Annotated in this window: 27 protein-coding genes; 16 read left to right on the forward strand and 11 right to left on the reverse strand. The window is 68.3% G+C overall.

Going from position 1 to position 24,270, the window contains the following annotated elements; all coding sequences use genetic code 11:
• The first annotated feature begins 21 nt into the window (after positions 1 to 21).
• Both OM513_RS19300 and OM513_RS19305 read left to right on the forward strand, forming a co-directional pair.
• Positions 22 to 1,077, forward strand: coding sequence for a ribonucleotide-diphosphate reductase subunit beta (locus tag OM513_RS19300; RefSeq protein ID WP_264946410.1), 1,056 nt, complete (start codon positions 22 to 24; stop codon positions 1,075 to 1,077).
• Between the two features lie 26 nt (positions 1,078 to 1,103).
• Positions 1,104 to 1,949, forward strand: a complete 846-nt coding sequence (locus OM513_RS19305) for an FRG domain-containing protein (RefSeq protein WP_264946411.1) — start codon at positions 1,104 to 1,106, stop codon at positions 1,947 to 1,949.
• A gap of 205 nt (positions 1,950 to 2,154) precedes the next feature.
• On the opposite strand, the gene OM513_RS19310 is transcribed toward OM513_RS19305, so the two are convergent.
• Positions 2,155 to 2,391 (reverse strand): hypothetical protein, encoded by a 237-nt coding sequence (locus OM513_RS19310; RefSeq protein ID WP_264946412.1) that lies wholly within the window; start codon positions 2,389 to 2,391, stop codon positions 2,155 to 2,157.
• A 126-nt stretch (positions 2,392 to 2,517) separates the two neighbouring features.
• On the opposite strand from OM513_RS19310, the gene OM513_RS19315 reads away from it, so the two are divergent.
• From OM513_RS19315 to OM513_RS19325, 3 genes are all read left to right on the forward strand, one after another.
• Positions 2,518 to 2,706, forward strand: a complete 189-nt coding sequence (locus OM513_RS19315; RefSeq protein ID WP_264946413.1) for a hypothetical protein — start codon at positions 2,518 to 2,520, stop codon at positions 2,704 to 2,706.
• Positions 2,707 to 2,872: 166 nt separating this feature from the next.
• Positions 2,873 to 3,418 carry a hypothetical protein gene (locus OM513_RS19320; protein WP_264946414.1) on the forward strand — a complete coding sequence of 182 codons (546 nt, stop codon included), beginning with the start codon at positions 2,873 to 2,875 and terminating at the stop codon, positions 3,416 to 3,418.
• Between the two features lie 52 nt (positions 3,419 to 3,470).
• Entirely contained in the window at positions 3,471 to 4,037 is a 567-nt protein-coding gene (locus OM513_RS19325; protein ID WP_264946415.1) for a hypothetical protein, read from the forward strand.
• A 37-nt stretch (positions 4,038 to 4,074) separates the two neighbouring features.
• Here the strand turns inward: OM513_RS19325 and OM513_RS19330 are convergent, their stop codons facing one another.
• Entirely contained in the window at positions 4,075 to 4,401 is a 327-nt protein-coding gene (locus OM513_RS19330) for a DUF1905 domain-containing protein (protein ID WP_264946416.1), read from the reverse strand.
• Between the two features lie 131 nt (positions 4,402 to 4,532).
• Here OM513_RS19330 and OM513_RS19335 point away from each other — a divergent pair, with 131 nt between their 5' ends.
• Positions 4,533 to 4,940: a globin domain-containing protein gene (locus OM513_RS19335; RefSeq protein ID WP_264946417.1), complete on the forward strand. Its 408-nt coding sequence runs from the start codon at positions 4,533 to 4,535 to the stop codon at positions 4,938 to 4,940.
• Between the two features lie 12 nt (positions 4,941 to 4,952).
• Here the strand turns inward: OM513_RS19335 and OM513_RS19340 are convergent, their stop codons facing one another.
• On the reverse strand, positions 4,953 to 5,924 hold the full coding sequence (locus OM513_RS19340; protein WP_264946418.1) for a lipase family protein: 972 nt from the start codon (positions 5,922 to 5,924) through the stop codon (positions 4,953 to 4,955).
• A 384-nt stretch (positions 5,925 to 6,308) separates the two neighbouring features.
• Between OM513_RS19340 and OM513_RS19345 the strand changes: the two genes are divergently transcribed.
• A complete protein-coding gene (locus OM513_RS19345; RefSeq protein ID WP_264946419.1) occupies positions 6,309 to 6,569 on the forward strand; it encodes a YjhX family toxin in 261 nt (86 codons plus the stop codon).
• A gap of 45 nt (positions 6,570 to 6,614) precedes the next feature.
• Here the strand turns inward: OM513_RS19345 and OM513_RS19350 are convergent, their stop codons facing one another.
• The 3 genes from OM513_RS19350 to OM513_RS19360 form a co-directional block, all read right to left on the reverse strand.
• On the reverse strand, positions 6,615 to 7,094 hold the full coding sequence (locus OM513_RS19350; RefSeq protein WP_264946420.1) for a thermonuclease family protein: 480 nt from the start codon (positions 7,092 to 7,094) through the stop codon (positions 6,615 to 6,617).
• Between the two features lie 235 nt (positions 7,095 to 7,329).
• On the reverse strand, positions 7,330 to 7,806 hold the full coding sequence (locus OM513_RS19355; RefSeq protein ID WP_264946421.1) for a cytochrome c: 477 nt from the start codon (positions 7,804 to 7,806) through the stop codon (positions 7,330 to 7,332).
• Between the two features lie 63 nt (positions 7,807 to 7,869).
• Positions 7,870 to 8,085, reverse strand: a complete 216-nt coding sequence (locus OM513_RS19360) for a hypothetical protein (protein WP_264946422.1) — start codon at positions 8,083 to 8,085, stop codon at positions 7,870 to 7,872.
• Positions 8,086 to 8,217: 132 nt separating this feature from the next.
• On the opposite strand from OM513_RS19360, the gene OM513_RS19365 reads away from it, so the two are divergent.
• The gene (locus OM513_RS19365) at positions 8,218 to 8,409 is read left to right on the forward strand and encodes a hypothetical protein (protein ID WP_264946423.1); all 192 of its coding nucleotides are present in this window, start codon (positions 8,218 to 8,220) and stop codon (positions 8,407 to 8,409) included.
• A gap of 25 nt (positions 8,410 to 8,434) precedes the next feature.
• Here OM513_RS19365 and OM513_RS19370 read toward each other — a convergent pair whose 3' ends face one another.
• Positions 8,435 to 10,537 carry a S9 family peptidase gene (locus OM513_RS19370; protein ID WP_264946424.1) on the reverse strand — a complete coding sequence of 701 codons (2,103 nt, stop codon included), beginning with the start codon at positions 10,535 to 10,537 and terminating at the stop codon, positions 8,435 to 8,437.
• A 271-nt stretch (positions 10,538 to 10,808) separates the two neighbouring features.
• Here OM513_RS19370 and OM513_RS19375 point away from each other — a divergent pair, with 271 nt between their 5' ends.
• The 3 genes from OM513_RS19375 to OM513_RS19385 all read left to right on the forward strand — a co-directional run bounded on the left by OM513_RS19375 (position 10,809) and on the right by OM513_RS19385 (position 15,024).
• A complete protein-coding gene (locus OM513_RS19375; protein ID WP_264946425.1) occupies positions 10,809 to 12,602 on the forward strand; it encodes an aminopeptidase P family protein in 1,794 nt (597 codons plus the stop codon).
• A 146-nt stretch (positions 12,603 to 12,748) separates the two neighbouring features.
• A complete protein-coding gene (thrC, locus tag OM513_RS19380) occupies positions 12,749 to 14,140 on the forward strand; it encodes a threonine synthase (protein WP_264946426.1) in 1,392 nt (463 codons plus the stop codon).
• Between the two features lie 14 nt (positions 14,141 to 14,154).
• Positions 14,155 to 15,024 carry a class I SAM-dependent methyltransferase gene (locus tag OM513_RS19385; RefSeq protein ID WP_264946427.1) on the forward strand — a complete coding sequence of 290 codons (870 nt, stop codon included), beginning with the start codon at positions 14,155 to 14,157 and terminating at the stop codon, positions 15,022 to 15,024.
• Between the two features lie 92 nt (positions 15,025 to 15,116).
• On the opposite strand, the gene OM513_RS19390 is transcribed toward OM513_RS19385, so the two are convergent.
• From OM513_RS19390 to OM513_RS19400, 3 genes are read right to left on the reverse strand one after another with little or no spacing between them, the layout of a single operon-like run.
• Complete coding sequence (locus OM513_RS19390; protein WP_264946428.1) at positions 15,117 to 15,761, reverse strand: heme exporter protein CcmB; 645 nt, start codon at positions 15,759 to 15,761, stop codon at positions 15,117 to 15,119.
• The gene (gene ccmA, locus OM513_RS19395; RefSeq protein ID WP_264946429.1) at positions 15,758 to 16,336 is read right to left on the reverse strand and encodes a heme ABC exporter ATP-binding protein CcmA; all 579 of its coding nucleotides are present in this window, start codon (positions 16,334 to 16,336) and stop codon (positions 15,758 to 15,760) included. Before ccmA ends, OM513_RS19390 begins: the two co-directional genes overlap by 4 nt.
• Positions 16,333 to 16,725, reverse strand: a complete 393-nt coding sequence (locus OM513_RS19400) for a metallopeptidase family protein (protein WP_264946430.1) — start codon at positions 16,723 to 16,725, stop codon at positions 16,333 to 16,335. The genes ccmA and OM513_RS19400 overlap by 4 nt, the downstream gene beginning before the upstream one ends.
• Positions 16,726 to 16,770: 45 nt before the next feature.
• Here OM513_RS19400 and OM513_RS19405 point away from each other — a divergent pair, with 45 nt between their 5' ends.
• Complete coding sequence (locus OM513_RS19405; RefSeq protein WP_264946431.1) at positions 16,771 to 17,061, forward strand: 4a-hydroxytetrahydrobiopterin dehydratase; 291 nt, start codon at positions 16,771 to 16,773, stop codon at positions 17,059 to 17,061.
• Positions 17,062 to 17,197: 136 nt separating this feature from the next.
• On the opposite strand, the gene OM513_RS19410 is transcribed toward OM513_RS19405, so the two are convergent.
• Positions 17,198 to 17,989, reverse strand: coding sequence for an SDR family oxidoreductase (locus OM513_RS19410; protein ID WP_264946432.1), 792 nt, complete (start codon positions 17,987 to 17,989; stop codon positions 17,198 to 17,200).
• Positions 17,990 to 18,048: 59 nt separating this feature from the next.
• Between OM513_RS19410 and OM513_RS19415 the strand changes: the two genes are divergently transcribed.
• From OM513_RS19415 to OM513_RS19430, 4 genes are all read left to right on the forward strand, one after another.
• Positions 18,049 to 18,825, forward strand: coding sequence for an ATP-binding cassette domain-containing protein (locus OM513_RS19415; protein ID WP_264946433.1), 777 nt, complete (start codon positions 18,049 to 18,051; stop codon positions 18,823 to 18,825).
• Positions 18,822 to 20,351 carry an ABC transporter permease/substrate-binding protein gene (locus OM513_RS19420; protein ID WP_264946434.1) on the forward strand — a complete coding sequence of 510 codons (1,530 nt, stop codon included), beginning with the start codon at positions 18,822 to 18,824 and terminating at the stop codon, positions 20,349 to 20,351. Before OM513_RS19415 ends, OM513_RS19420 begins: the two co-directional genes overlap by 4 nt.
• A 141-nt stretch (positions 20,352 to 20,492) precedes the next feature.
• Positions 20,493 to 22,955: a glycoside hydrolase family 3 protein gene (locus OM513_RS19425; RefSeq protein WP_264946435.1), complete on the forward strand. Its 2,463-nt coding sequence runs from the start codon at positions 20,493 to 20,495 to the stop codon at positions 22,953 to 22,955.
• Positions 22,956 to 22,971: 16 nt separating this feature from the next.
• Entirely contained in the window at positions 22,972 to 24,000 is a 1,029-nt protein-coding gene (locus OM513_RS19430) for an aldose epimerase family protein (protein WP_264946436.1), read from the forward strand.
• Positions 24,001 to 24,270 lie beyond the last annotated feature (270 nt).

Genomic DNA, 24,270 nt, shown 5'->3' on the forward strand with positions numbered 1-24,270 from the left:
CTCGTCCTGGAGTAACCCCCCATGCCCCTCCTCGAAGCCCGCAAGACCTACAAGCCGTTCGAATATCCCTGGGCGTTCGAATTCTGGAAGCGTCAGCAGCAGGTCCACTGGCTGCCCGAAGAGGTGCCGCTGGGCGAGGATTGCCGCGATTGGGCGCAAAAGCTGGACCAGGTGGAGCGCAACCTGCTCACCCAGATCTTCCGCTTCTTCACCCAGGCCGATGTCGAGGTGCAGGATTGCTACCACGAGAAATACGGCCGCGTGTTCAAGCCGACCGAGATCAAGATGATGCTCGCCGCCTTCTCCAACATGGAGACGGTGCATATCGCGGCGTACAGCCACCTGCTCGACACCATCGGCATGCCCGAGAGCGAATATGGCGCCTTCCTCGAATATAGCGAGATGAAGGACAAGCACGACTATCTGCAGCGCTTCGGCGTCGACACGGACGAGGATATCGCCAAGACGCTGGCGATGTTCGGCGGCTTTACCGAGGGGCTTCAGCTCTTCGCCAGCTTCGCGATGCTGATGAACTTCCCGCGCTTCAACAAGATGAAGGGCATGGGCCAGATCGTGTCGTGGAGCGTCCGCGACGAGAGCCTGCATTGCGAAGGCATCACCCGGCTGTTCCACGCCTTCGTCAAGGAGCGCGATTGCCTCACCAAGACGGTGAAGGACGATATCATGGACGTGTGCCAGACGACCGTGCGGCTGGAGGACGCCTTCATCGACCTGGCGTTCGAGCAGGGCCCGGTGCCCGGCATGACGCCCAAGGAGATCAAGAAGTATATCCGCTACATCGCCGACTGGCGGCTGGGCCAGCTTGGCCTGAAGCCGATCTATATGATCGACGAACACCCGCTGCCCTGGCTCGCCCCGCTGCTGAACGGCGTGGAGCACGCCAATTTCTTCGAACAGCGCGCCACCGAATATTCGAAGGGCGCGACGCGGGGCAACTGGAACGAGGTGTGGGACAGCTTCGACAAGCGCCAGAAGGCGAAGGCCGGCCCGGCAGCGAACGAAGACGCCGGCGGCGAGGGGGATATGTTCAAGGCTGCTGGGGTTGCGGCGGAGTGAATAATTGTTAACAACGGAGAGAGGCGATGACGGCAATCGGAACTCCCGAAAGTCCTATTAAAAGTGTGGGCGAATTCGTTGATTGCCTCTCTCAAATAGAAAAATTCGATGATAGTTTTATATTTTACCGTGGACACGCGGACATGCATTGGGATCTGCTCCCAAGCATAATGCGGTGCCGTGACAATATCGCAGATAATGAACATAACATAATAAGAGAAATAATTTCTAAATATCCATATGATTTTGATCAAGAATATACTACATTTGATCGTTTGGCTAGGCTGCAACATTATGGCATAAGCACAAGATTATTAGATATAACAAAAAGTCCTCTTGTTGCTCTGTACTTTGCAACTGAAAACATTGGCACGAAAAACGAGCCAAATGGCGCGGTTTTGGCATTAGGAACGCCAGCCTCTCGTAGGAAATTCTTTGACAGCGACACGGTTAGCTGCATGTCTAACCTCGCATATCTTTCTTCTACCGAAAAGAAAATCCTAGCAGAAACAAAATCCAGAACAATAGCCGAATTTAACGAGCTTAAGCCCGCAAGAAGATTGCTACAGTTTATAAAAGCGGAGAAGCCATACTTTGATTCTTCTATAATTAAGATGGACCTTCACTTCCCGTTGATTGTTATACCTAAATTACGAAACCCAAGAATTGTAGCACAGCATGGCTGTTTTATGATATTTGGCTTAGACAAAAAAATACCATCCGAGCGAAAAGGAAATACAAGCAAAATAATTGTTTCCGGGGATCACAAGCAGAAAATAAGAAATGAACTAGATGATCTCGGAATTAATATGCCCGCACTATTTCCGGAAATAGATAAACTTTCGTCTCACATTATGGCAAATTACGCATGATGGGAAACGCAAATGCCATCGGGGCCGAGTTTAACTCATCCCTATATTGCCTTAAATCGTAGGAATTCGGGAAATTGCGGCGGCAGATGCGGCACCCCATGAGTTGGGCCGGTGCTGTCGCCGCGCATGCACCACCGTCAGTATATCACCCTCGGTCTCCGACGCGATCGTATAAACGCACATAGGGTGGCCCCAAGATCGAGGATCACCCGATCAGCCGATAGGTCCCGCGATCGTCGATGAACTCCAGTGCGCCGCGATCGCGCATCTCCTGCAGTTCACGGCTAAGCGTCCTCTCAGGTGTCGCTCCCGTGGATAATGTATCGCTGATGATGCGATCGAGTTCCGCCTCTATCAGCGACTGCCGGGTGAAAACCGGGTCTCCCGTCGCGGCAACATGCCGCCGCACCGCCTCTTCGACAGCGGTTGTCCAGTCGATCATTCAGCAGCCCCCCCCCCCCGATCGGAACAGCGTCCGCTTTGGACAATAATCCGCGCCATCGGCACCCGAATCCAGCCCATCTATCGCATACCTGGCACGCGCCACACTCAGGGACAAAGAGAAGCTATGCGAGTTACCTATATCTGCCGCGATTGTGGCGGGAAAACCGTTACGCGGGATGCTTGGGCCGCGTGGGACGAACGAACCCAGGATTGGGTGCTCGGCGCGGCATTTGACTATGCCTATTGTCACGATTGCGAAAATGAAACGAAGCTCAAGGAAGTGGCACTGGCCGATACCTCGGAGAATCGCTGAGACGGCGAAGGCGCGTGATGGGCGCGCGCCCCTCGCCAACGCCCCCCCGCCGCGTGCTCCGGCCGCGTCAGGATGCCGATACTCTTCCTTGCGCCCCTCGCGCCATCCTCTTGAATTTTATCTTGGCTTTGGCTTTGCTGCGTACCCTAATTGTGGGGGGGGGGTAATGGCTGTGAAATTACGCGCGCTGGCGAGTGCTGTTATTCTATTGTTTGCTTCCGGATGCGCTACTGGCTATTCCACGAAGAATAGCGGAATCGGTTTATTCGGCGGCCAGAAAATCGAGCGAATCGATAAAAACAGCTGGCTGATCGTAGCGATAGCCAACGGTTTTTCGCGCCACAACGCAGGACAGAACATCGCGCTGTATAAGGCGGCACTGATCACACGCGCCGCGGGATATGAGTACTTCCAGATATACTCGTTCGAAATATTCTCGATCGGCAATTTGGAAGGGCAAACCGGCACGATGAAAATTCATACGGTCAACAATCCGTTCGCGCCGTTCGAATGCGAGGCCTGGCGGTTCCGGCCGAATTGCCGGGTCCTGAACGCCGAGCGCACGATGAAGAGATACGGTGCGTTGATCGGCCGGAGCCCAGAGCAAGGCGCGGAGGAAGTGGCAAAGCTGCGCGAGCAGCACGGGCTGCCCGACGCAGAGAACCTCGCTCCGCCGGAAAACCGGGGACCGCCCTCGCAATCCACGACCTGAAGCCGCCGCCCCCCTCGCCAACGCCCCCGCCCCGCGCTACGGCTGCGTTACGATGCCGATGCTCTCCCTTGCGCTGCTCGCGCTTTCTGTCCCTGCCGCGCAGGCGGCCGATCTTCACCAGCTTTCGCGCGACGAGGCCTATTGCGTCTACGATCAGCTTGACGAAGACGGGCGGACCGAGCTGGCGAAGCTGGTCATCACCACGGACGACGAGACGATCCAGAATGTCTTCATGACCACCGCCGAAGCGCTGGCGGAATGTGTCGAGACCTGGAAATGGACCGAGGATTCCACCGTGGCCGGCGTCTTCTATTCCGCCGCGGAAGCCGGCAAGGCGTTCTATGCGGCCCAGGTGGCGCCGCGGCTCTCCACCGATCGGCTGGACGCGCTGTTCCTGAAGCTTGACCAGGCCGATCGCATCGCGCTCACCTTCGACGGCACCGACAAGCTGAGCGCGCAGGAGCGACAGGCGCTTGCCGCCCGCGTCCGCGCCGTGCTGGCGCGCGAGGGCGTGGCGGCCGGCGATCTGGAGCCGGCCGAACATTATCTCGCCTGTTTCGCGCGCAGCCTGGAGATGCTGGCCGAATGGGGCGAGCTGCTGGAACAGGGCAAACGCTGAGCCCCTGCGCCGGCGGGCACCACCCCGCCGCGCGCGTTCAGGCCCAGATCGCCACCGTCACCACATCGCCCTCGGCCGCGCCCGCGCGCTTGCGCACCTCGGCCTTCACCGGCAGCAGATAGCCGTCGCCGCCCGATTGCGGGAAGGCCGATGTCTCGAACGCCACGCCCTCCACGCTGACCCGCAGCCGCACCGCGCCAAAGCCGCGCGCGCCGCCCAGCGCCCGCCGCTCGAATCCCAGCGCGCGCACCGCATCCGCCGCATCGCCGGAGATGGTGACGAAATGCCAGCTCCCCTTGGCGGGCGGATCGGGCGTCCAGCGCCACAGTTCGGTATCGAAGCGATGCGTGGGTTCGTCGGTCATGAGCGCGGCATGGGCATCCGGGGTTGGCGGTCGCGGCCTTCATCCGCTTCCCCGTGGGCGCGGGCAAGGGGCAGCGCGCGGACTTGATCCGGATCAAACTTCGCCCCGCCGCGGCACCCTATGCTGCGCGGATGAGCGGCGATACCTCCCCCTTTGAAGCCATCGGCGGCGCCCCCGCCGTCCGTGCGCTGGCCCAGCGTTTCTATGCGCTGGTCGATGCCGATCCCGCCTATGCGGAGCTGCGCGCGCTGCATGGGGCGGACCTGGCGCCGATCGCCGAATCGCTGGCGGGGTTCCTCACCGGCTGGCTGGGCGGCCCGCGCGATTGGTTCGCCAGTTCGCGCGGGTGCATCTTCAGCCTGCACGGCGGCTTCGCGATCGGCGATGCGGCCGCCGCGCAATGGACCGAGGCGATGGCCCGCACGATCCGCGATCAGCCCGGCGTGGAGCCGGATCTGGCCGGGGCGATGATCGAACGGCTGGGCAAGATGGCGCAGGCGATGGTCAACGCCCGCGCGCCCGCCAGCGCCGCCGCCTGAACCGCGCGGCGATCAGGCCGGCACCATCCCCGGCCGGATCGCGGCTTCCGCATCCGCGGCGCCATGATCGCACCCGCCCTCGCCGGTGCAGATGAGCTGGTCGTACCCGCTCTGCGGACAGATGGCGTGCGCGCTGAACATCGACGGGATCAGCGCGTCCAGCCCGATCCGCGGCCGCCGCAGCAGCCAGCCCAGGCGCGAGGGGCTGCGCGCGCCTGCCCAGGGCTGGTGGTGCCCCGGCCCGGCGGCAGGGGCGCTCACCTGCACGCCCACCGGATGATAATCGTGGCTGGCCAGCGGCGATCCCAACTGGCGCAGCAGCCCGCGCACCCATCGCGGCGCACCCGGCCCGGGCGGCAGATGCGGCACCAGGTCGCTCGGCAGCTCATAGCGCAGGCAGGCGATGCGGGTGCGGGCATAGGCCTCCGCGAAATCGGCGTTGCCCGCACGCGCGGCGGCGATGGTCGCCACGCTCAGCGGCGCATCGGCCCAGTCGCGGCGCTGCGCCGCACGGAAGGCGAACAGATTGGCCAGCGCCCCGCCCTTGCTGTGCCCGGTCACGAACAGGTGGCGGCGCGCGCGGCGATCGAGCAGGCTCTGGTCGAACATGCGGGTCACCGCGCTCTCCACGCCCGGCGCGTCGCCGTCATCGTCCCACAGCCGGTGGAGCGATTCGGCGAAGCCCAGGTGGACCCCGCCCGCATATTCGGATCGCTGGACACAGGCGGCCATGCCGTCGTTCAGCCAGTCGAGCATCACCGCCCAGCCGTCATAGCCGCCCGCGAAGGGGGGCAGCGTGCCGCGGAACGCGACCACCACGCCCTCCGGCACGCGACCGACGAGCGCCAGGTCTATCGCACGCCCGCCGATCGCGGCCTCGCGCTCGATCACCAGCGGGCGTTCCAGCCAGCCGACCTGGCGGCCCATCACCTCCATCCGCGGCTGATAGGCCTGGGACGATGCGAACAGCAGACGGCGCTTCATGCAACGGTGCATATGGTTAACGACTCCCTGCCCGTCTTTTGATCCCGCGCGGCCGGGCGGCGCCATTCCGGGCAACCCCATTCCGGGATTCCCGCTAGGGGCGGGAGCGGGGCGGCGCCGCGGCCATGACGCCCGAAATGGCATGACGCCGAAACTGGCACGCCGCCGGTTGCGCCGCGCTGAACGCCCTGTTCAGCCGCTTGACGGATATGGCGCCGGGGGGCGACAAGGCCCGCGTCCTTCCGGGGAGTGGAACATGCAGGAGATTGCCGCCCGCTGATCGATGGCCGGTGCCGTGGTGCGCCGGGGCCATCGAGCATGCGTCCGCCGTGCCGGCCCATGCCGGCGCGGGCGCCGTTGCATGTCCAGCGAAGGCAATATCCCGTGAACATCTCCCGTTACGAACAGCGCGTGCTCCATGTGCTCGCGCAGGGCGGCCATATCCTCCACCGCCGCGATCCCGAAACCGGCCGCATCGTCGAGGCGCTGTGCCTCACCCGCGACGGCCATGTGCTGGCCGATTGCACGCTGGCGCTGTTTCGCCGGCTGAAGCGGCGGCGGCTGATCGCCAGCATGGAGGGCCAGCCCTATCGCATCACGCGCATGGGGCTGTCTGCGGTGCGGGCACAGCTCGACAACCGTTAGGAGGTTTGGCGAGGGTGCAGGGCGCCAGCCCGCTCCTCCGCCGCCTCAGCACCAGGGCTCGCGCCGGCCGGTCCAGCGCCGCGCGAGCCCTTCGGCCACCAGCGCGTCGCCCAGCGATCGGCCGCCGCGCGTCACGACGCGCAGCTTGCGGCCATAGCGATCGGCATCGCGGCCGTCGCCCGCCGCCGTCAGCGTGAAACCGCCTGCGTTGAGCAGCGCGTGCAGCCGCTGCGTCGCCGCCGCGCCCAGCCGCGCCTCGCGGGCACAGCGCGGCGGGTGCGTTTCGGGCGTGTCGATATCGGCGATGCGGATCTTCTCGCCCTTCAGCCAGAAGGTGTCGCCATCGACCACGCAATTGGTGCCCCCGCCCGCGCCGCAGAATCCGAAGCGCGCCACGACCGCATCGCCCGCCGATGCCGCCACAGGCGCGACCGCGGCGGGCGCCGCCGGCCCCCAGCCCGTCCAGGAGGCGGCAGCCAGCCCCGCCAGCGCGCCCAACCCGACCGTCAACAACAGCTCGCGCACCGCGTCCTCCCGAAAGAGGCCCAGCCTTGGAGGCTGTCCGCCTTTGGTGGATCGGCGCCGGCCCGCTCCCCCGCCCGGCCACCCACAGAACGGGTGGCCGGGCGAGGGAGCGGGCTGGCGCCGCCTAAACAGGGCAGACTCTTAGGCGGCGGCGGTAAGCAATTGGTGAGGACGCGGCTCCGCTATGGCGGCATCGCGCCGCTTTCGCACCCGTTCCGGAGGAGAGCCTCCGGCGCTACGGCTTCTTGAAGCCGGTGTGGCACCCTTCGCAGGTGGCGCGCACCTGGCCGAACGCCGAGGCGAACCCGTCCTTGTCGCCCGCCGCCGCCGCGCCGGCGAGCAGGTTGGCGGCGATCTGGAAGCTCTCCGCCTTTGCCTTGAAGCCCACCGGGTTGCTCCACACCGTCGCCAGCGCCTCGCTGGGCGGCAGGAAGCTGCCTTCGGCGAACATGCCGGGGATCGCCTTGGCCCATCCCGCCAGCGATCGCGCGGCGAAGCCCTGGGTCTTCACATCGTCGCCGCGGTCGATCGCGCCCTTGATCGATCCCATCAGCGCGCCGGACATACGCATCGCCACCTTGCGGCCCTCGATCAGCGCGGCGGTGTTGGGCGGGGGCGCGGCATCGGGCGCGGTCTGGCGCACGCCCGCGTTGGCCGCGCCGAGCGCGAACAGCGCCGCCGCCCCTGCCAATATCAGCTTGTCGGTCCGCATCGTCCGTCTCCCTGCCGCCTGTGAGGGTTCAGGCTATCGCGGCCGGGGCCGCCGGGCAACGCCTCAGCCCCAGTCCGGCATCTGCCACCAGACGATCGCCCCGATCGCGATCGCGAGCGCCAGCGCGCGAAGCTGGCGCCAGCGGAATGCCCAACGCAGCCCGGTGCTGGGGCGGCTGCGCAACGGGATGCCGTCGCCGGGATGGCCAAGCCAGGCGCGCGCGGGCCGGTATCGCCCGCGCCACCGCCCGGATTGCCGTGGAAATCGCCGATCGCGCATGCCGCCGCCCTTTCCCGCGGCCAGGCTATGCCCGGTTCGTCACCAAATGCTTGACGGCGCGGCGGGCCGCATCTGCATCCGGAACGGAGGCGGTTGCGTCCGATGCGGAGGGCGGGCGGCTATGCTGGCGGCATGGAGACACCGGTCGAATATCGCTGCCGAACCTGCACCAGCAGCGCGGTGACGCGCGATGCCTGGGCAAGCTGGGACGTGGTCCGGCAGGGATGGGTGCTGACAGAGGTGTTCGACTTCGATTTCTGCCACCAATGCCATCGCGAGACGGAACTGGTAGCGGTGCCCGCCTGGCCGCCGGACGGGGCCTGAGGTCCGGCGGCCAGGCGGCGGCGCCTCAATCCGCCGCGCCGAGCTGCCACAGCATGAAGGCCATCTCGTCCGCCGCCTCGCGCAGGCTCTCCCACCGGCCGGACTTGCCGCCATGGCCCGCCCCCATGTTGATCTTCAGCACCAGCAGATTGCCATCGGTCTTGGTCGCGCGCAGCCTGGCGGCCCATTTGGCGGGCTCCCAATAGGTGACGCGCGGATCGTTGAGCCCGCCGGAGATGTACAGCGGCGGATAGGCCTGGGCGCGGACATTGTCATAGGGCGAATAGCTGCGGATCAGCTCGAACGCCGCCTTGTCGGTGATCGGGTTGCCCCATTCGGGCCATTCGCCCGGCGTCAGCGGCAGCGTCTCGTCCAGCATCGTGTTGAGCACGTCGACGAAGGGCACATCGGCCACCACCACGCCCCACAGCTCCGGATCGGAATTGACGATCGCGCCCATCAGCTCGCCGCCCGCCGAACGCCCGGCCACGGCGATGCCGCCCGCATGGGTATAGCCCAGCGCGATCAGCCCCTTCGCGCAATCGACGAAGTCGTTGAAGGTGTTGGTGCGCTTCTCCAGCTTGCCGTCGAAATACCATTGCTGGCCCAGGTCGTCGCCGCCGCGGATGTGGGCGATGGCGAAGGCCACGCCGCGATCCAGGAACGACATGCGGCTCGTCGAGAATCCCGGCGGGATGGCGATGCCATAGGCGCCATAGGAATAGAGGTAGAGCTTGCCCGATCCGTCACGCGGGAAATCCTTGGGATAGACGATCGAAACGGGCACCCTGGTCCCGTCGCGCACGGCGATCTCCAGCCGTTCGGTGCGGTATTTCGATCCGTCATAGCCGCTGGGGATCTCCTGGACCTTCAGCGTCTCTAGCCGCCCCGTCGCGATCTCATAGTCATAGACGGTGCCCGGCGTGACCATCGACTGGTAGGAAAGCCGGAGCTTGCTGACCGCATATTCGGGGTTGTCGCCCAGCCCGGCGACGTAGCTCGCCTCGGGAAAGACGATGCGGTGCGGGGCGATGTGCGGATCATATTTGTGCAGCTCGATCTGGTCGAGCCCGTGCTCGCGCCCCTCCACCACGAAGAAATCGGCGAAGCACGACACGCCGGTCATGTAGAAATGGGCCGAAGGCGCGATCCGCTCGGTCCATTCGCCGGGCCGCTCGATCGGCGCGGTCGCCAGCCGCCAGTTGGTGTGCGTATCGTTGGTGTGGATGAACAGCGTGCCGCCATGCACGTCCACGTCATATTCGCGGCCGGGCTGGCGCGGCGATACCAGGATCGGATCGGCCAGCGGATCGCCCGCGGGCATCAGCCGGATCTCGCTGGTGGTATGATCGCTCGCGGTCAGGATGATCCACTTGCGGTCGCCGCTCAGATCGACGCCGACCGAATAGCCCTGATCCTCCTCATAATAGACCACCACGTCTTCCGCCGGATCGGTGCCCAGCCGGTGCAGCTTGATCGTGCGCGTGCGCCAATGCTCGTCGGTCAGGCCATAGAGTATCGCCGATCCGTCGCTGGTGAAGACGATGTTGCCGATCGTCCCCTCGATCGAGACGTCGCCCCATTTGCCCGCCGCCCCGGCGATCGCCTCCGGCAGCGCGCCGCCGGTGCCCAGGTCCTTGATGCGGATGGTGTAGCGTTCGGACCCGTCGTCGTCGGTCGAATAGGCCATCAGCCGGCCATCCTCGCTGATGGAGACGGCGCCGACGCGGAAATATTCCTTGCCCGCCGCCATCGCGGGCTCGTCCAGGATAAGCTCGTCGGCGCCGCCGCGCACCGGCTTGCGCCACCAGCGGGGATATTCGCCGCCGGTCTCGAAATCGGTCCAGTAGAGCCAGTCGCCGTCCTTCTGCGGAACGGTGCTCTCGTCCTCCTTGATCCGCCCGCGCATCTCCTGGAACAGCGTCTCGGTCAGCGGCTTCAGCGGCGCCATCACCGCGTCGAAATAGGCGTTCTCGGCATTGAGATAGGCGAGCACGTCGGGATCGGTGACGGGCTCCGGATAGCCGGGCGCGCGCAGCCAGGCCCAGGGATCCTCGATCGTGATCCCGTGGCGGGTGTAGCTGTGCGGGCGCGTGGCGGCGGCGGGCGGCGGCGGAAGATCGGTCATGCCCGGCCTTGTAGCGCGCACGGCGTGAAGCGGAAGGGGCGGCTCGTTTCGCCGAAGCAACGTGCGCGATCACCATGGCGGGCGGGCTGCAGCGTCGCTCCCCCGGCCCCGGCATCGGCCCGCCGGACCTTCCCCCTGTCGCGTCCCCCCTGTCGCGCCCGGCGCAAATCTGCCAGAAACCACGGCATGACGATCGGCCGCCATCCCGCCCGAACGGCGGACGGGATGGCGGTTCGCGACACCCATGACCTTCGCATACGGAACAGCATCCATGTCCACCCATGCAGACCGCCTCGCCGCGCTGCGCGACCAGCTCAAGCACGACCGGCTCGACGGCTTCGTCGTGCCGCTTACCGACGAGCATATGTCCGAATATGTCGGCGCCTATGCCCAGCGCCTCGGCTGGCTGACGGGGTTCAAGGGCAGCGCGGGAACCGCCGTGGTGCTGCCGCAGGAGGCGGCGATCTTCGTCGACGGCCGCTATACGCTCCAGGTGCGCGAGCAGGTGTCGCCCGACGACTGGCAATATGTCTCCGTCCCCGCCGCCAGCGTCGCGGGCTGGCTGGGCGAGCATGCGCCGGACGGCGGCCGCATCGGATACGATCCCTGGCTCCACACCCGCGCCTGGGTGGAGGAGGCGCGCAAGGCGCTGGCCGAGAAGGGCGCCGAGCTGGTCGCGGTCGACACCAACCCGATCGACGCGATCTGGCCGGACAAGCCCCTCCCCTCCGATGCCGCGCTCGCGGTGCAGGACGATGCGCACGCGGGCAAATCCTCCGCCGCCAAGCGCGCCGGCATCGCCGACTGGCTGGCCGAGCGGAAGGCGGACGCCGTGGTCCTCGCCGCGCTCGATTCGATCGCCTGGGCGTTCAACATCCGCGGGACCGACGTGAGCCACACGCCCGTCGCGCTCGCCTATGCCATGGTGCATGCGGACGGCACCGCCGACCTGTTCGTGGCGCCCGGCAAGATGACCGACGCGGTCGCCCAGCATCTGGGCAACGCGGTGCGCGTCCATGATCGCACGGCCTTCGCGGGCGCGCTCAAGGGGTTCGCGGGTAAGCGCGTCGCCGCCGATCCGGCCAGTTCGGTCGCGGCGATCTTCGACGCGCTGGAGGCCGGCGGGGCCAAGGTGCTGGCGGTGCGCGATCCCGCGCTGATCGCCAAGGCGGTGAAGAACCCCGCCGAGATCGCGGGCCACAAGGCCGCCCAGGCGATCGACGGCGCCGCACTCTGCCGCTTCCTGCGCTGGTTCGAGGGCGAGGCGCCCAAGGGCACCCTCACCGAACTGATCTGCGAGGACAGGCTGGAGGAATTCCGCCGCGCCACCGGCCGGCTGAAGGATCTGAGCTTCGCCACCATCTCCGCCACCGGCCCGCACGGCGCGATTCCCCATTACAAGGCGACCCCGGAGAGCAACCTGCCGGTCGCGCCGGGCCAGCTCTACCTGGTCGATTCGGGCGGCCAATATGCGGACGGCACCACCGACGTGACGCGCGTGATGCCCGTGGGCGCCCCCAGCGCCGAGATGAAGGACCGTTTCACCCGGGTGCTGAAGGGCCATATCGGCGTCGCCACCGCGGTTTTCCCCGAAGGCACCACCGGCGCCCAGCTCGACAGCTTCGCACGCCGCCCGCTGTGGGACGCGGGGCTCGATTATCCGCACGGCACCGGCCATGGCGTCGGCGCCTATCTGTCGGTCCATGAAGGGCCGCAGCGGATCGCCCAGCCCTTCTATCCCGGCGGCCAGGCGCTGGAGGTGCTGCGCGCGGGCATGTTCCTTTCGAACGAGCCCGGCTATTACAAGGCGGGCGAATATGGCATCCGCATCGAGAATCTGGTGCTGGTCGAACCGCGCGAGATCGCGGGCGCCGAACAGCCGATGCTGGGCTTCGAAACGCTCACCTTCGCCCCGATCGAGCGCAGCCTGATCGATCCCGCGCTGCTCACCGCCGGGGAGCGCGAATGGCTTGACGCCTATCACGCCCAGGTGCTGGCGATCATCGGCCCCCAGCTTGCGGGCGAGGATCTGGCCTGGCTCCAGGCCAAGTGCGCCGCGATCTGAGCTGATCCCGCCCCCCGGGCGGAAGGGGAGGCGCCGTCCTCCCGATCGCATCGGACACCCGGCATTCGTGAGTACTAACTGCGCCGCACGGCTGTCGCTTCGCCGCATGCTTGCCCCATCCCCCCCTCCCCGCTAACGCGCAGGCCATGCGCTATCAGAGCACCCGTGGGCAGGCTCCGCTGCTCGGTTTCCGCGATGTGACCCTTGCCGGACTGGCCAGCGACGGCGGGCTCTACGTGCCCGAGGCGTGGCCGCAATTCTCAGCGGACGATATCGCCGCGATGGCCGACCTCTCCTATGTCGAGACGGCGGTGCGCGTGATGCTGCCCTTCGTCGGCGAAGACCTGAGCGAGGCGGAGCTGCGCGAACTGTGCGCCCAGGCCTATGGCCGCTTCGCGCACGCCGCGGTGACGCCGCTGACCCAGCTCGATCACCGCAACTGGCTGCTCGAACTTTTCCACGGCCCCACGCTGGCGTTCAAGGACGTCGCGCTGCAACTGCTGGGCCTGTTGTTCGAGAAGTTCCTGACCGGCAGCACGACGCCGCTGACCATCGTGGGCGCGACATCGGGCGACACGGGTAGCGCGGCGATCGACGCGGTGGCCGGGCGGCATGGCGTGGACATCTTTATGCTGCACCCCAAGGGCCGCGTTTCCGAGGTTCAGCGCCGCCAGATGACGACGGTGCTGGCCCCCAACGTCCACAATATCGCGATCGAGGGCAGTTTCGACGACGCCCAGGCGATGGTGAAGGCGATGTTCAACGACGCCGCCTTTTCCGGCCGCTTCCAGCTTTCGGCGGTGAACTCGATCAACTGGGCGCGGCTGATGGCCCAGATCGTCTATTATTTCTACGCCGCCGTCCGGCTGGGAGCGCCCGGCCGCAAGGTTTCGTTCGCGGTGCCGACGGGCAATTTCGGCGACGTGTTCGCGGGCTATGCCGCCGCCCGGATGGGACTTCCCGTCGAACGGCTGATCGTGGCGACCAACGTCAACGACATCCTGCACCGCGCGCTTTCGACCGGCGACTATTCGGCGGGCACGGTGACCCCCACCGCGGCGCCGAGCATGGATATCCAGGTCAGCTCCAACTTCGAGCGGCTGTTGTTCGACGTGGGCGGGCGCGACGGGGCGGCGCTGGCGGAGCAGATGCGCGGGTTCGAGACATCGAAGGCGATGCGGCTGACCAACGCCCAGCTTACCGGCGCGGCGCGATATTTCGCCAGCGACCGGGTGGACGCCGCCGACATGTCGCAGGCGATGCGCTGGGCAGCCGATTCGGGCGAGGTGATCGATCCGCACACCGCGATCGGCCTGGCCGCCGCGCGCCGGGCGGACGTAACCGGCCAGGTGGTGACGCTGGCGACCGCGCATGCCGCCAAGTTCGGCACCGCGGTGGAACGCGCCACCGGATCGCGTCCGATCCTGCCGCCGCGGCTGGACGACCTGTTCGACCGCGAGGAACGCTATGCGACGCTCCCCGCGACCTTCGAGGCGGTGACCGGCTATATCGCCGGGCGCGCGCAGCCGAAGGGCTGAGCAGGGCGGTTCGCATGGACCTGATCACGCTCACCGGCGAGCCCTGGGACGATTACGGCCTGATCGATTCGGGGCATGGCCGCAAGCTGGAGCGGTACGGCGCGTACCGCTTCGTCCGGCCCGAGCCGCAGGCGCTGTGGGCGCCCGCGCGCGACGACTGGGAGGCGCATGGCGAGTTCGTGCCCGGCGCGGACGAGGACGGCGGCGGGCGCTGGGTATTCCACAAGCCGGTGCCGCGCGAAGGCTGGGAGAGCGGCTGGCGCGAGGTGCGCTTCACCGCGCAGACCACGCCGTTCCGCCACCTGGGCTTCTTCCCGGACATGGCGCCGGTGTGGGACTGGATGCGCGGGCGGATCGAGGGTGTCGAGGCGGCCGAATGCATGAACCTGTTCGGCTATACCGGCGTGGGCACGCTGGCGCTGGCGGCGAAGGGCGCGCGGGTGACCCATGTCGACGCTTCGAAGAAGTCCGTCGAGGCGGCGCGGGGCAACGCCGCGGTTTCGGACATGGCGGAGCGGCCGGTACGCTGGATCGTGGACGACGCCGCCAAATATGTCGCGCGCGAGGTGCGGCGCGGGCGGCGCTATGACGGGATCATCCTGGACCCGCCCAAATGGGGCCGCGGCCCTGCCGGCGAGGTTTGGAAGCTGGAGGAGGGGCTGGCCCCGCTGATCGCCGATTGCCGGCGGCTGCTGGACGGCGATTCGCGCTTCCTGTTCCTCACCGTCTATGCGGTGCGCATGTCGGCGCTGGCGATCGGCGAGCTGGTGCGCCAGCATTTCGCCGATCTGGGCGGCACAGTGGAATGCGGCGAGCTGACCGTGCGCGAGGAAGCACGCGGGCTGCTGCTGCCGACGGCCATCTTCGCGCGCTGGAGCAGATAACGCGAGACGCCTGTCCTTTCGGGAAGCTTCTTTCTCGCACAAAGCCACGAAGGCACAAAGCGAAGCAGAAGATCCGGGAGCCGCTACGCGGTTCAGCTTCGCCCCATGCGGATCGCGGCGCCCGCGACGAAGGGGCAACCCGCCAGCAGCAGCAGGCTGACCGCCGCCAGCAGCTTGAGCGCGCCCGGCGTGCCATCCACCGATCCCGCGCCGAAGATCAGCAGCGGCACGGCGAAGGGCAGCATCACCAGCCCCGCCAGCGCCCCCGCGCCGCGCAGCCCCGCCACCAGCGCGCCCGTGGCCACGCCCAGCGCCGCCAGCCCCGGCGTGCCGATCGCCAACGCGATCAGGATCGCGGGCAGCGCGCCTTCGTCGATCCGCAGCAGCGCGCCCGCGATCACCGTCGCCGCCAGCAGCGCGGGGCCGAAGCCCAGCCAGTGGCCCGCGATCTTCGCCGCCGCCACGCCCGCATCGGGCACCCCGCGCACCGCGAGCTGATCGAGCAGTCCGTTCTCCGCATCGGGCGCCACCAGCCGCTCGACCGGCAGGAGCGCCGCGAGCAGCGCCGCCGCCCAGATCACGCCGCCGCCCACCCGCGCCAGCAGCTTGCCGTCCGGCCCCACCGCGAAGGGGAACAGGATCGCGACGAGCAGGAAGAAGGCGACCGGCAGCATCAGCCCGCCGCTCGTCCAGCTCCGCCGCAGCTCACGCAGGATGATGGCGAGGAGCGGGTTCATGCCCCCTCCCCCAGCCGGATCTCGTGCGCGCCGGGCAGCGCGACCGGCAGGTGCGTCGCCACCAGCACGGCGCCGCCGCCCGCGCGATGCGCGGCGATCAGCCCCTCCAGCACCGCGACCGACGCCGCGTCCAGCCCGTTGGCGGGCTCGTCGAGCAGCCAGAGCGGGGCGTTGCTGGCCAGCACGCGCGCGATCCCCGCGCGGCGGCGCTGGCCGGTGGAAAGGAAGCGCACCGGCACCGGCGCCAGGCCGGCGAGCCCCACCGCCGCCAGCGCCGCCGCCACGTCGCCGCCGTCGATCGCCGCCCAGAATCCCAGCGCCTTCGCCAGCGGCAGCTCCGCATCCAGCGAGGGCTGTTCGGCCAGCAGCGCGCAGCGGGCGTTCACCGTCACGCTGCCCTCCGCCACCGGCAGAAGGCCTGCGATCATCCGCACCAGGCTGGACTTGCCCGTGCCGTTCGGCCCGGTGACCAGCGCCGCCTCGCCCGCCGCCAGCGCCAGGCCCAGCCCCGCGAACAGCCGCCGCCCGCCACGCACGCACGCGGCGTCGCGTACCTGAAGCAACGGGCCGCTCACCCGGCCGCATCCTCCAGCGCGTGCATTTGTTCGTCGGAAAGGCCGAAATGATGCCCCACCTCATGCACCACGACATGCCAGACGAGATCGTCGAGCCGCACGCCGGTGGCCGACCATTCGTATAGGATCGGCACGCGATACAGGTGGATGCGATCGGGCAGCGCGCCCGATTCGAACGAGGATTTCTCCCCCAGCGGACGCCCGTGATAGAGGCCGGTCAGGTCCAGCGGGTCTTCTATCCCCAGCGAATCGAGCGTCTCGTCATCTGCATAATCCTCGATGATCAGCACGACATCGGCCAGGTGCTGCTGGAACGGATCGGGGATGCGCGCCAGCGCGTCGCGCGCCAGCCGCTCGATAACGTCCTTGCCGGGGGCTTGCCCGCTCATGGCACGGGGAATAGGCCGTGCCAGGGCATGTGGGCAAGGAGGCTGATGATGGTTGCACGGCTTACCGACGGGCATCGCGACGAGGCGCTGGCCGCGCTGCCCGAATGGACGCTGGATACGGAACGCGACGGCATCCGCCGCAGCTTCGTCTTCGCGGATTTCAACGCTGCCTTCGGCTTCATGACGCGCGTGGCGCTGATCGCCGAAAAGGCGGACCATCATCCCGAATGGTCCAACGTGTGGAACCGCGTGGACATATTGCTGACCACGCACGACGCGGGCGGGCTTTCGCTGCGCGACGTCCAGATGGCCCAGGCGATCGAGGCGTTGCTCTGACCATTCCTCCCCCGAGCGGGGAGCGGGACCGCGCCCGCAGGGCGTGCTGGAGGGGCGGCGGTGCAACACCGCCGTCTGCGACGGCGGCCCCTCCACCAGCTTCGCTGGTCCCCCTCCCCGTTCCGGGGTGGAGCTGTTACTGCTTCAGGCCCAGGCGGCTGCGGACGCGCTTGCGCAGCGCGCCGGGCATCCATTTCGCGGCGAAGGCAAGCTGGCGCGCGGTCTTGCCCACGATCGCGTGGACCTTGTCGCCCTGGACGGCATCCCACACCGCCTGCGCCACTTCCGGCAGCGGGGTGAACTCAAGGCCCGCGTCGCGCACCGTCTCGCGCGCGGAGCGGTTGGTGCCGGGCGCGATCGTGTCGAGCAGCGGCGTATCGATGAAGCTGGGCATCAGCGCGCGCACCTTCACCGCCGGATACCATTCGGCGTCGAGCGCCTCGCTGAGCCCGCGCACCGCGAACTTGCCCGCCGAATAGATCGACAGCCCCGCCGAGCCATAGATGCCCGCCGCCGAGGAGGTGTTGACCAGGCACGATCCCGGCGTCGCCTTAAGATAGGCATAGCCGATCTTCGCGCCGTTGATCACGCCGGTGATGTTGATCGCCACCAGCCGGTCGATATCTTCCCAGGCCATTTCCGCCAGCTCGCCGCCGTTGGCGATCCCGGCGTTGTTGAACAGCACGTCGAGCCGCCCTCCGCTGGCCGCGGTGAAATCGCCCAGCGCCTTTTCCCATGCCGCGCGATCGCGCACGTCCATCACATGGGTGGTCGCCATGCCCGCGGGCAGCATCGCCGCGGTGGCCGCCAGCCCCGCCTCGTTGACGTCCGCCAGCCCCACGCGCCAGCCGCGATCGGCGAACAGCTTCGCCACCGCCTGGCCGATGCCCGATGCCCCGCCCGTGATGAAGATCGCCTTGGCCGTCATGCATCCCTCTCCCGCCGGTTTTTTGACCTTTGCCCGACCCTCGCGCACAACGGCGCGCGATGCCAGAGCAAACGCGCAGCGTTACCTTCAAAAATGTAAGTAAGCGCTATCCGGGCGCGCTTGCGGTGGACGGCGTCAGCCTGGAGGTGGCGGGCGGCAGCTTCGTCGCGCTGGTCGGCGCCTCCGGATCAGGCAAGTCGACGCTGCTCAAGACGATCAACCGGCTGGTGGCGCCCGATGCGGGCACGGTGCTGATGGACGGCGAGCCGGTGGATGCCGTGCCCGCGCATCTGCTGCGGCGGCGGATCGGCTATGTCTTCCAGAACATCGGGCTGTTCCCGCACATGAGCGTGGCGGAGAATATCGCGATCCCGCTGCGGCTGGCGGGCGAGCGGAACACCGCCGGGCGCGTGGCCGAACTGCTCGACCTGGTCGAGCTGCCGCGCGATTTCGCGGCGCGCATGCCGGACGCACTGTCGGGCGGGCAGCGCCAGCGCGTCGGCGTGGCGCGCGCGCTGGCGAACGGCCCGGGACTGCTGCTGATGGACGAGCCGTTCGGCGCGCTGGACCCCGTGACCCGCGACGGGCTGGCCCGGGCGATCCGCGCGCTGCACGATCGCATGGGGCTCACCACCATCCTGGTGACCCATGACATGGCCGAGGCGCTGCTGCTGGCGGACCGGGTGCTGGTGATGTCGGAGGGCCGGGTGGCGGCGGACGCCACGCCGCGCGCGCTGCTGGCGGGCGGCGGCGGCGATGCCGCGCAGGCGCTGGTCGCCGTGCCGCGCGAACAGGCGCACCGGCTGGCGGAGATGGAAGGGGGCGGATCGCGGTGACCGCAGCCTTCGCCCGGGTGCCGGAGCTGCTGGCGCAGCATCTGTTGCTGGCGCTTTCGGCGCTGCTGCTGGGGCTGGCGGTGGCGCTGCCGCTGACGGTGCTTTCCGCGCGCAACCGGGCGGTGGCGCGTGTCGCGCTGGGGATGGCCAGCCTGATCCAGACCATCCCCGGCCTGGCGCTGCTCGCACTCTTCTATCCGGTGCTGCTGTGGCTTTCGGCGCTGGCGGGCGGCGGGATACCGGCGCTGGGCTTCCTGCCCTCGCTGCTCGCGCTGTCGCTCTATGCGGTGCTGCCGATCCTGCGCAACGGCGTGACCGGCCTGGCCGCCATCGATCCGGCGGTGATCGAGGCGGCGGACGGCGTGGGGATGACCGCGTGGCAGAAGCTGCGGCTGGTGGAGGCGCCGCTTGCCGCGCCGGTGCTGATGGCGGGCATCCGCACCGCCGCGGTATGGACCATCGGCGCGGCGACGCTTTCCACCACCGTGGGCCAGCCGGGCCTGGGCGACCTGATCTTCGCCGGGCTGCAGACGCAGAACTGGACGCTGGTGCTGGCCGGGTGCATCGCGTCGGCGGGGCTGGCGCTGGCGGTGGACGCGCTGCTGGGGCTGGCCGAGCATGGCATCGCCCGGCGGCGGCGCTGGCTGGCGTGGGGCAGCCTGGGCGTGCTGCTGGCGGGCGTGCTGGCGGCGCTGGCGCCCGCGCTGCCCTCCGCCAGAGGAACGGTGGTGGTCGGCGCCAAGGGATTTTCCGAGCAATATATCCTGGCGCGGATGATCGGCGCACGGCTGGAGGCGGCCGGATATCGCGTGGAATATCGCGAGGGGCTTGGTTCGGCGGTGGCGTTCAGCGCGCTCGCGGCGAACGATGTCGACGTTTATGTTGACTATTCCGGGACCATTTGGACCAACCAGATGCGGCGTAGCGACGTGCCGCCGCGCGCCGACATCGTGGCGGGCGTGGGCGGCTGGGCGCGCGATAGGCATGGCGTGCTGCTGCTGGGGCCGCTGGGGTTCGAGAACGCCTATGCCTTCGCCATGCGCGGGGCGGAGGCGCGGAGGCGCGGCATCCGCACGCTGGCGGATCTGGCGCGGCAGGCGCCGCAACTGAATCTGGCGACCGATGTGGAGTTCCTGGAGCGGCCCGAATGGCGCGCGGTGCGCGACGCCTACGGCCTCCGCTTCCGATCCGCCCGCCCCTATCAGCCGACCTTCATGTACCGCGCACTGGACAGCGGCGAGGCGGACGTGATCCCCGCCTTCTCCTCCGACGGGCGCATCGCGGCGAGCGGGCTGGCGGTGCTGGAAGACCCCAAGGGCGCGATCCCCGGCTATGACGCGATCCTGCTGCTGAGCCCGGCGCGCGCGCAGGACGAGCGGTTCCAGGCGGCGCTGCGCCCGCTGGCGGGGGCGATCTGCGTTCAGGCGATGCGCGAGGCGAACCTGATGGTCGATCGCGACGCCGACAAGCGCAGCCCCGCCGAGGCCGCGCGCTGGCTGGAGCAACGCATCGCCGCCTGCCGGTGAGGTGCGGCATCCGGTTGTTCCGGCAGGGCCGAGACGGCGGCCGTGCCACGCCGCTCCCCGGCCCGCGCGCAGCCCATTGCAGCGGGCGCGGACTGGCCCTAACCTGCACCTGACAACGTTAACCGAATCCAGGAGAGAATGATGCGGCTGGGCACCCGACTGCTGCTGGCGACCACCATGCTGGGCGCGGCATCCGTGCTGGCGGCGCAGGAAACCCCCGCCCCAACCGGCCCGACCGTGGCCGATCCCGCCAACTGGCCCGCCGCCGCCAGCGCCGGGCTGGTCGATCCGGAGACCGAGAAGTTCATCGACGGCCTGCTGGCGAAGATGACGCTGGAGCAGAAGATCGGCCAGATGATCCAGGCCGACATCGCCTATATCAAGCCCGAGGATCTGCGCACCTATCCGCTGGGATCGATCCTGGCGGGCGGCAACTCGCCCCCGCTGAGCGGCGACGACCGTTCGTCGCAGAAGGAATGGGTGGACACCGCCCGCGCCTTCCGCGCGGTGGCGATGGAGGACCGGCCGGGCAACCTGAAGATCCCGCTGATCTTCGGCATCGACGCGGTACATGGCAACGCCAATGTGGTGGGCGCCACCGTGTTCCCGCACAATGTTGGCCTGGGCGCGATGCGCGACCCCGCGCTGATCCGCCGCATCGGCGAGGTGACCGCGGTGGAAACCGCCGCCAGCGGCATCGACTGGGCCTTCGGCCCGACCGTGACCGTGCCGCAGAACGACCGCTGGGGCCGCGCCTATGAAGGCTATTCGGAGGACCCGGAGGTGGTGCGTTCCTATGCCGGGGCGATGGTGGAGGGGCTGCAGGGCGTGCCCGGCACCACCGGCCGCATCCAGAAGGGCTTCGTCGCGGCCAGCGCCAAACATTTCCTTGGCGACGGCGGCACGACGGACGGCATCGACCAGGGCGACACCCGCGTCGACGAGGCGACGCTCGCGCGCGTCCATGCCGCGGGCTATCCCCCCGCGATCAACGCCGGCACGATGACGGTGATGGCGTCGTACAACAGTTGGAACGGCGCCAAGATGCACGGCAACCAATCGCTGCTGACCGGCGTGCTGAAGGGGCGGATGGGCTTCCAGGGTTTCGTGGTGGGCGATTGGAACGGCCATGGCCAGATCCCGGGCTGCACCGCCACCGATTGCCCCCAGACATTCATCGCCGGGCTGGACATGGCAATGGCGCCGGATAGCTGGAAGGGCCTGTTCGATTCCACGCTGCGCCAGGCGAAGGACGGCACCATCCCGATGGCGCGGATCGACGACGCGGTACGCCGCATCCTGCGCGTGAAGGTGAAGCTGGGCCTGTTCGATCCGGCGCGGCCGATCGAGGGCAAGGCCGGCGTGATGGGCGCGCCCGAACATCGCGCAGTGGCGCGCGAGGCGGTGGCCAAATCGCTGGTGCTGCTGAAGAACAACGGCGTGCTGCCGCTGAAGGCCAGCGCCAATGTGCTGGTGGCCGGGCCGGGCGCCGATTCGATGGGGATGCAGACCGGCGGCTGGACGCTGAGCTGGCAGGGCGACGGCAACGCCAATTCGCTGTTCCCCGGCGGCACCACCATCTTCGCCGGCATCGCCGATGCGGTGAAGGCGGGCGGCGGTTCCGCCACGCTGTCCGAAGACGGCAGCTTCAAGAAGAAGCCGGACGTGGCGATCGTGGTGTTCGGCGAACAGCCCTATGCCGAGATGCGCGGCGACATCCGCACGCTGGAATTCCAGCCCGGCGACAAGCAGGCGCTGGCGACGCTGAAGAAGCTGAAGGCCGCGGGCATTCCCACCGTGTCCGTGTTCCTTTCCGGCCGCCCGCTGTGGGTGAACCCGGAGCTGAACGCATCGGACGCCTTCGTCGCCGCCTGGCTGCCGGGCAGCGAGGGCGCGGGCGTGGCCGATGTGCTGGTGGGCGATGCGGCGGGCAAGCCGCGCCGCGACTTCACCGGCACGCTCTCGTTCAGTTGGCCCAAGGCCGCGAGCCAGTTCGTGCTCAACCGCGGCGACGCGGGCTATGATCCGCTGTTCCCCTTCGGCTACGGCCTGAGCTACGCCAGGCCGGGCGCGGTAGGCGCACTGAGCGAGGAGGCGGGGATCGATGCTTCGGCGGCCAATGTCTCCACCTATTTCGCGCGCGGCATCACGCCGGCCCCCTGGTCTTTCGCGACCGATTCCAAGGTGACGCGCAAGGTGGTGGAAGGCCCGGCGCAGCAGGAGGGCGCGGTGCAGCTCACCTGGCCCGCCGGCCCGGCCACCGTGCGCATCGGCGGCGGCGAGCTGGACCTGACGCGCGAGGCCAACGGCGATCTCTCGCTCCAGATCAGCTACAAGCTGGATCGCGCCGCCACCGGCCCGGTGAAGCTGCTGATGGAAGGCGGCGCCAATACCGGCGCGATCGACGCCACCGGCCTGTTCAGCGGCGCGACGGGGCAGTGGAAGACCGTGAAGATCTTCCTGAAATGCTATCGCGACGCGGGCGTGGACCTTTCGAAGGTGGCCGCCCCCTTCGTGATCCAGGCGGCGGGGCCGCTCCAGCTCAGCATCGCCGATGTGCGGATCGTTTCCGATCCCAACGCTTCGGTGTGCCCGGGGAAATGACCGCGCGGCGGGCGGCATGACCGGCAGCATCGAGATCGCGCACGGACCTTTCCGTGCGGAGCTGATGACGCTGGGCGCCACGCTGCGCCGGCTGGAGGTGCCGGGGCGTGACGGGCGGGCGGGCAATGTCGTGCTCGGCTATCGCGATCCGGCGTCCTATCTGGGGCCGCCCGCCTATCTGGGCGCGGTGGTGGGGCGCTATGCCAACCGGATCGGGGGCGCGCGCTTCACGCTCGACGGGCGCGAGTACCGGATCGCCGCCAACGATGGCGCGCACAGCCTGCATTCGGGGCCGCGCGGGTTCGACCAGCGGGAATGGACGCTGGAGGCGTGCGACGGCCGCTCCGCCCGGTTCAGCCTGGTGAGCCCGGACGGCGACAACGGCTTTCCCGGAACGCTGCGCGCCGGGGTGGAATACCGGCTGGAGGATGACGGGCTGGCGATCGTGCTGTCCGCCGCCACCGACGCGCCGACCGTCGCCAGCCTGACGCACCACGCCTATTTCAACCTGGCGGGCGAGGATAGCGCCCGGCCGGTGACGGACCATTGGCTCCAGCTTCCGGCGAGCCGCTATACCCCGGTCGAGGGGCTGATCCCCAATGGCGAGCTGGCGCGGGTGGCGGGCACGCCGTTCGATTTCCGCACGCCCAAGCCGATCGGCGCCGACATCGCCGCGGACGACGCGCAGCTTCGCGAGGGCAGCGGCTATGACCACAATTTCGTGCTCGACGGCACGGCCGACGGGGTTCGCCGGGTGGCGGCGCTGTGGGAGCCGGAGAGCGGGCGCGTGCTGGAGGTGCATTCGGACCAGCCGGGCGTGCAGTTCTACACCGGCAACCATCTGGCAGGCGGGGCGCCGGGCACATCGGGCCGCGCCTATGCCGCGCGCGAGGGGCTGTGCCTGGAGCCGCAGCGATTCCCGGATTCGCCCAACCGGCCGGATTTCCCCTCCGCCCGGCTGAATCCGGGCGAGCGATACCTGCACCGCATGGCCTTCCGCTTCCGCACGGCGGCGAGCCCGGAGGAAGCGTTCGGGGCGGAGTGATCCGCGCCTGGCGGCGGCCCCGACGCCCGGTGCCTGCGCCTAGAGTCTGTCTGCCTTCGACATGATCGGCGCCGGCCCGCTCCCCCACCCGGCCACCCACCGGCAGGATATTCTATGGGTGGCCGGGTGGGGGTGCGGGCCGGCGCCGCCTCAACAGGACAGACTCTAGGCTGTATCGACATTCAGAGGATTTCCAAAGGTAGGGATGTCTGATTCATGGGTTTCTGCAGTTGCGGAGGCACCATGGGGATCAAGCGATACGAGTTGAGC

This window comes from Sphingomonas canadensis (genome assembly GCF_026013525.1).
Lineage (GTDB): Bacteria > Pseudomonadota > Alphaproteobacteria > Sphingomonadales > Sphingomonadaceae > Sphingomonas > Sphingomonas canadensis.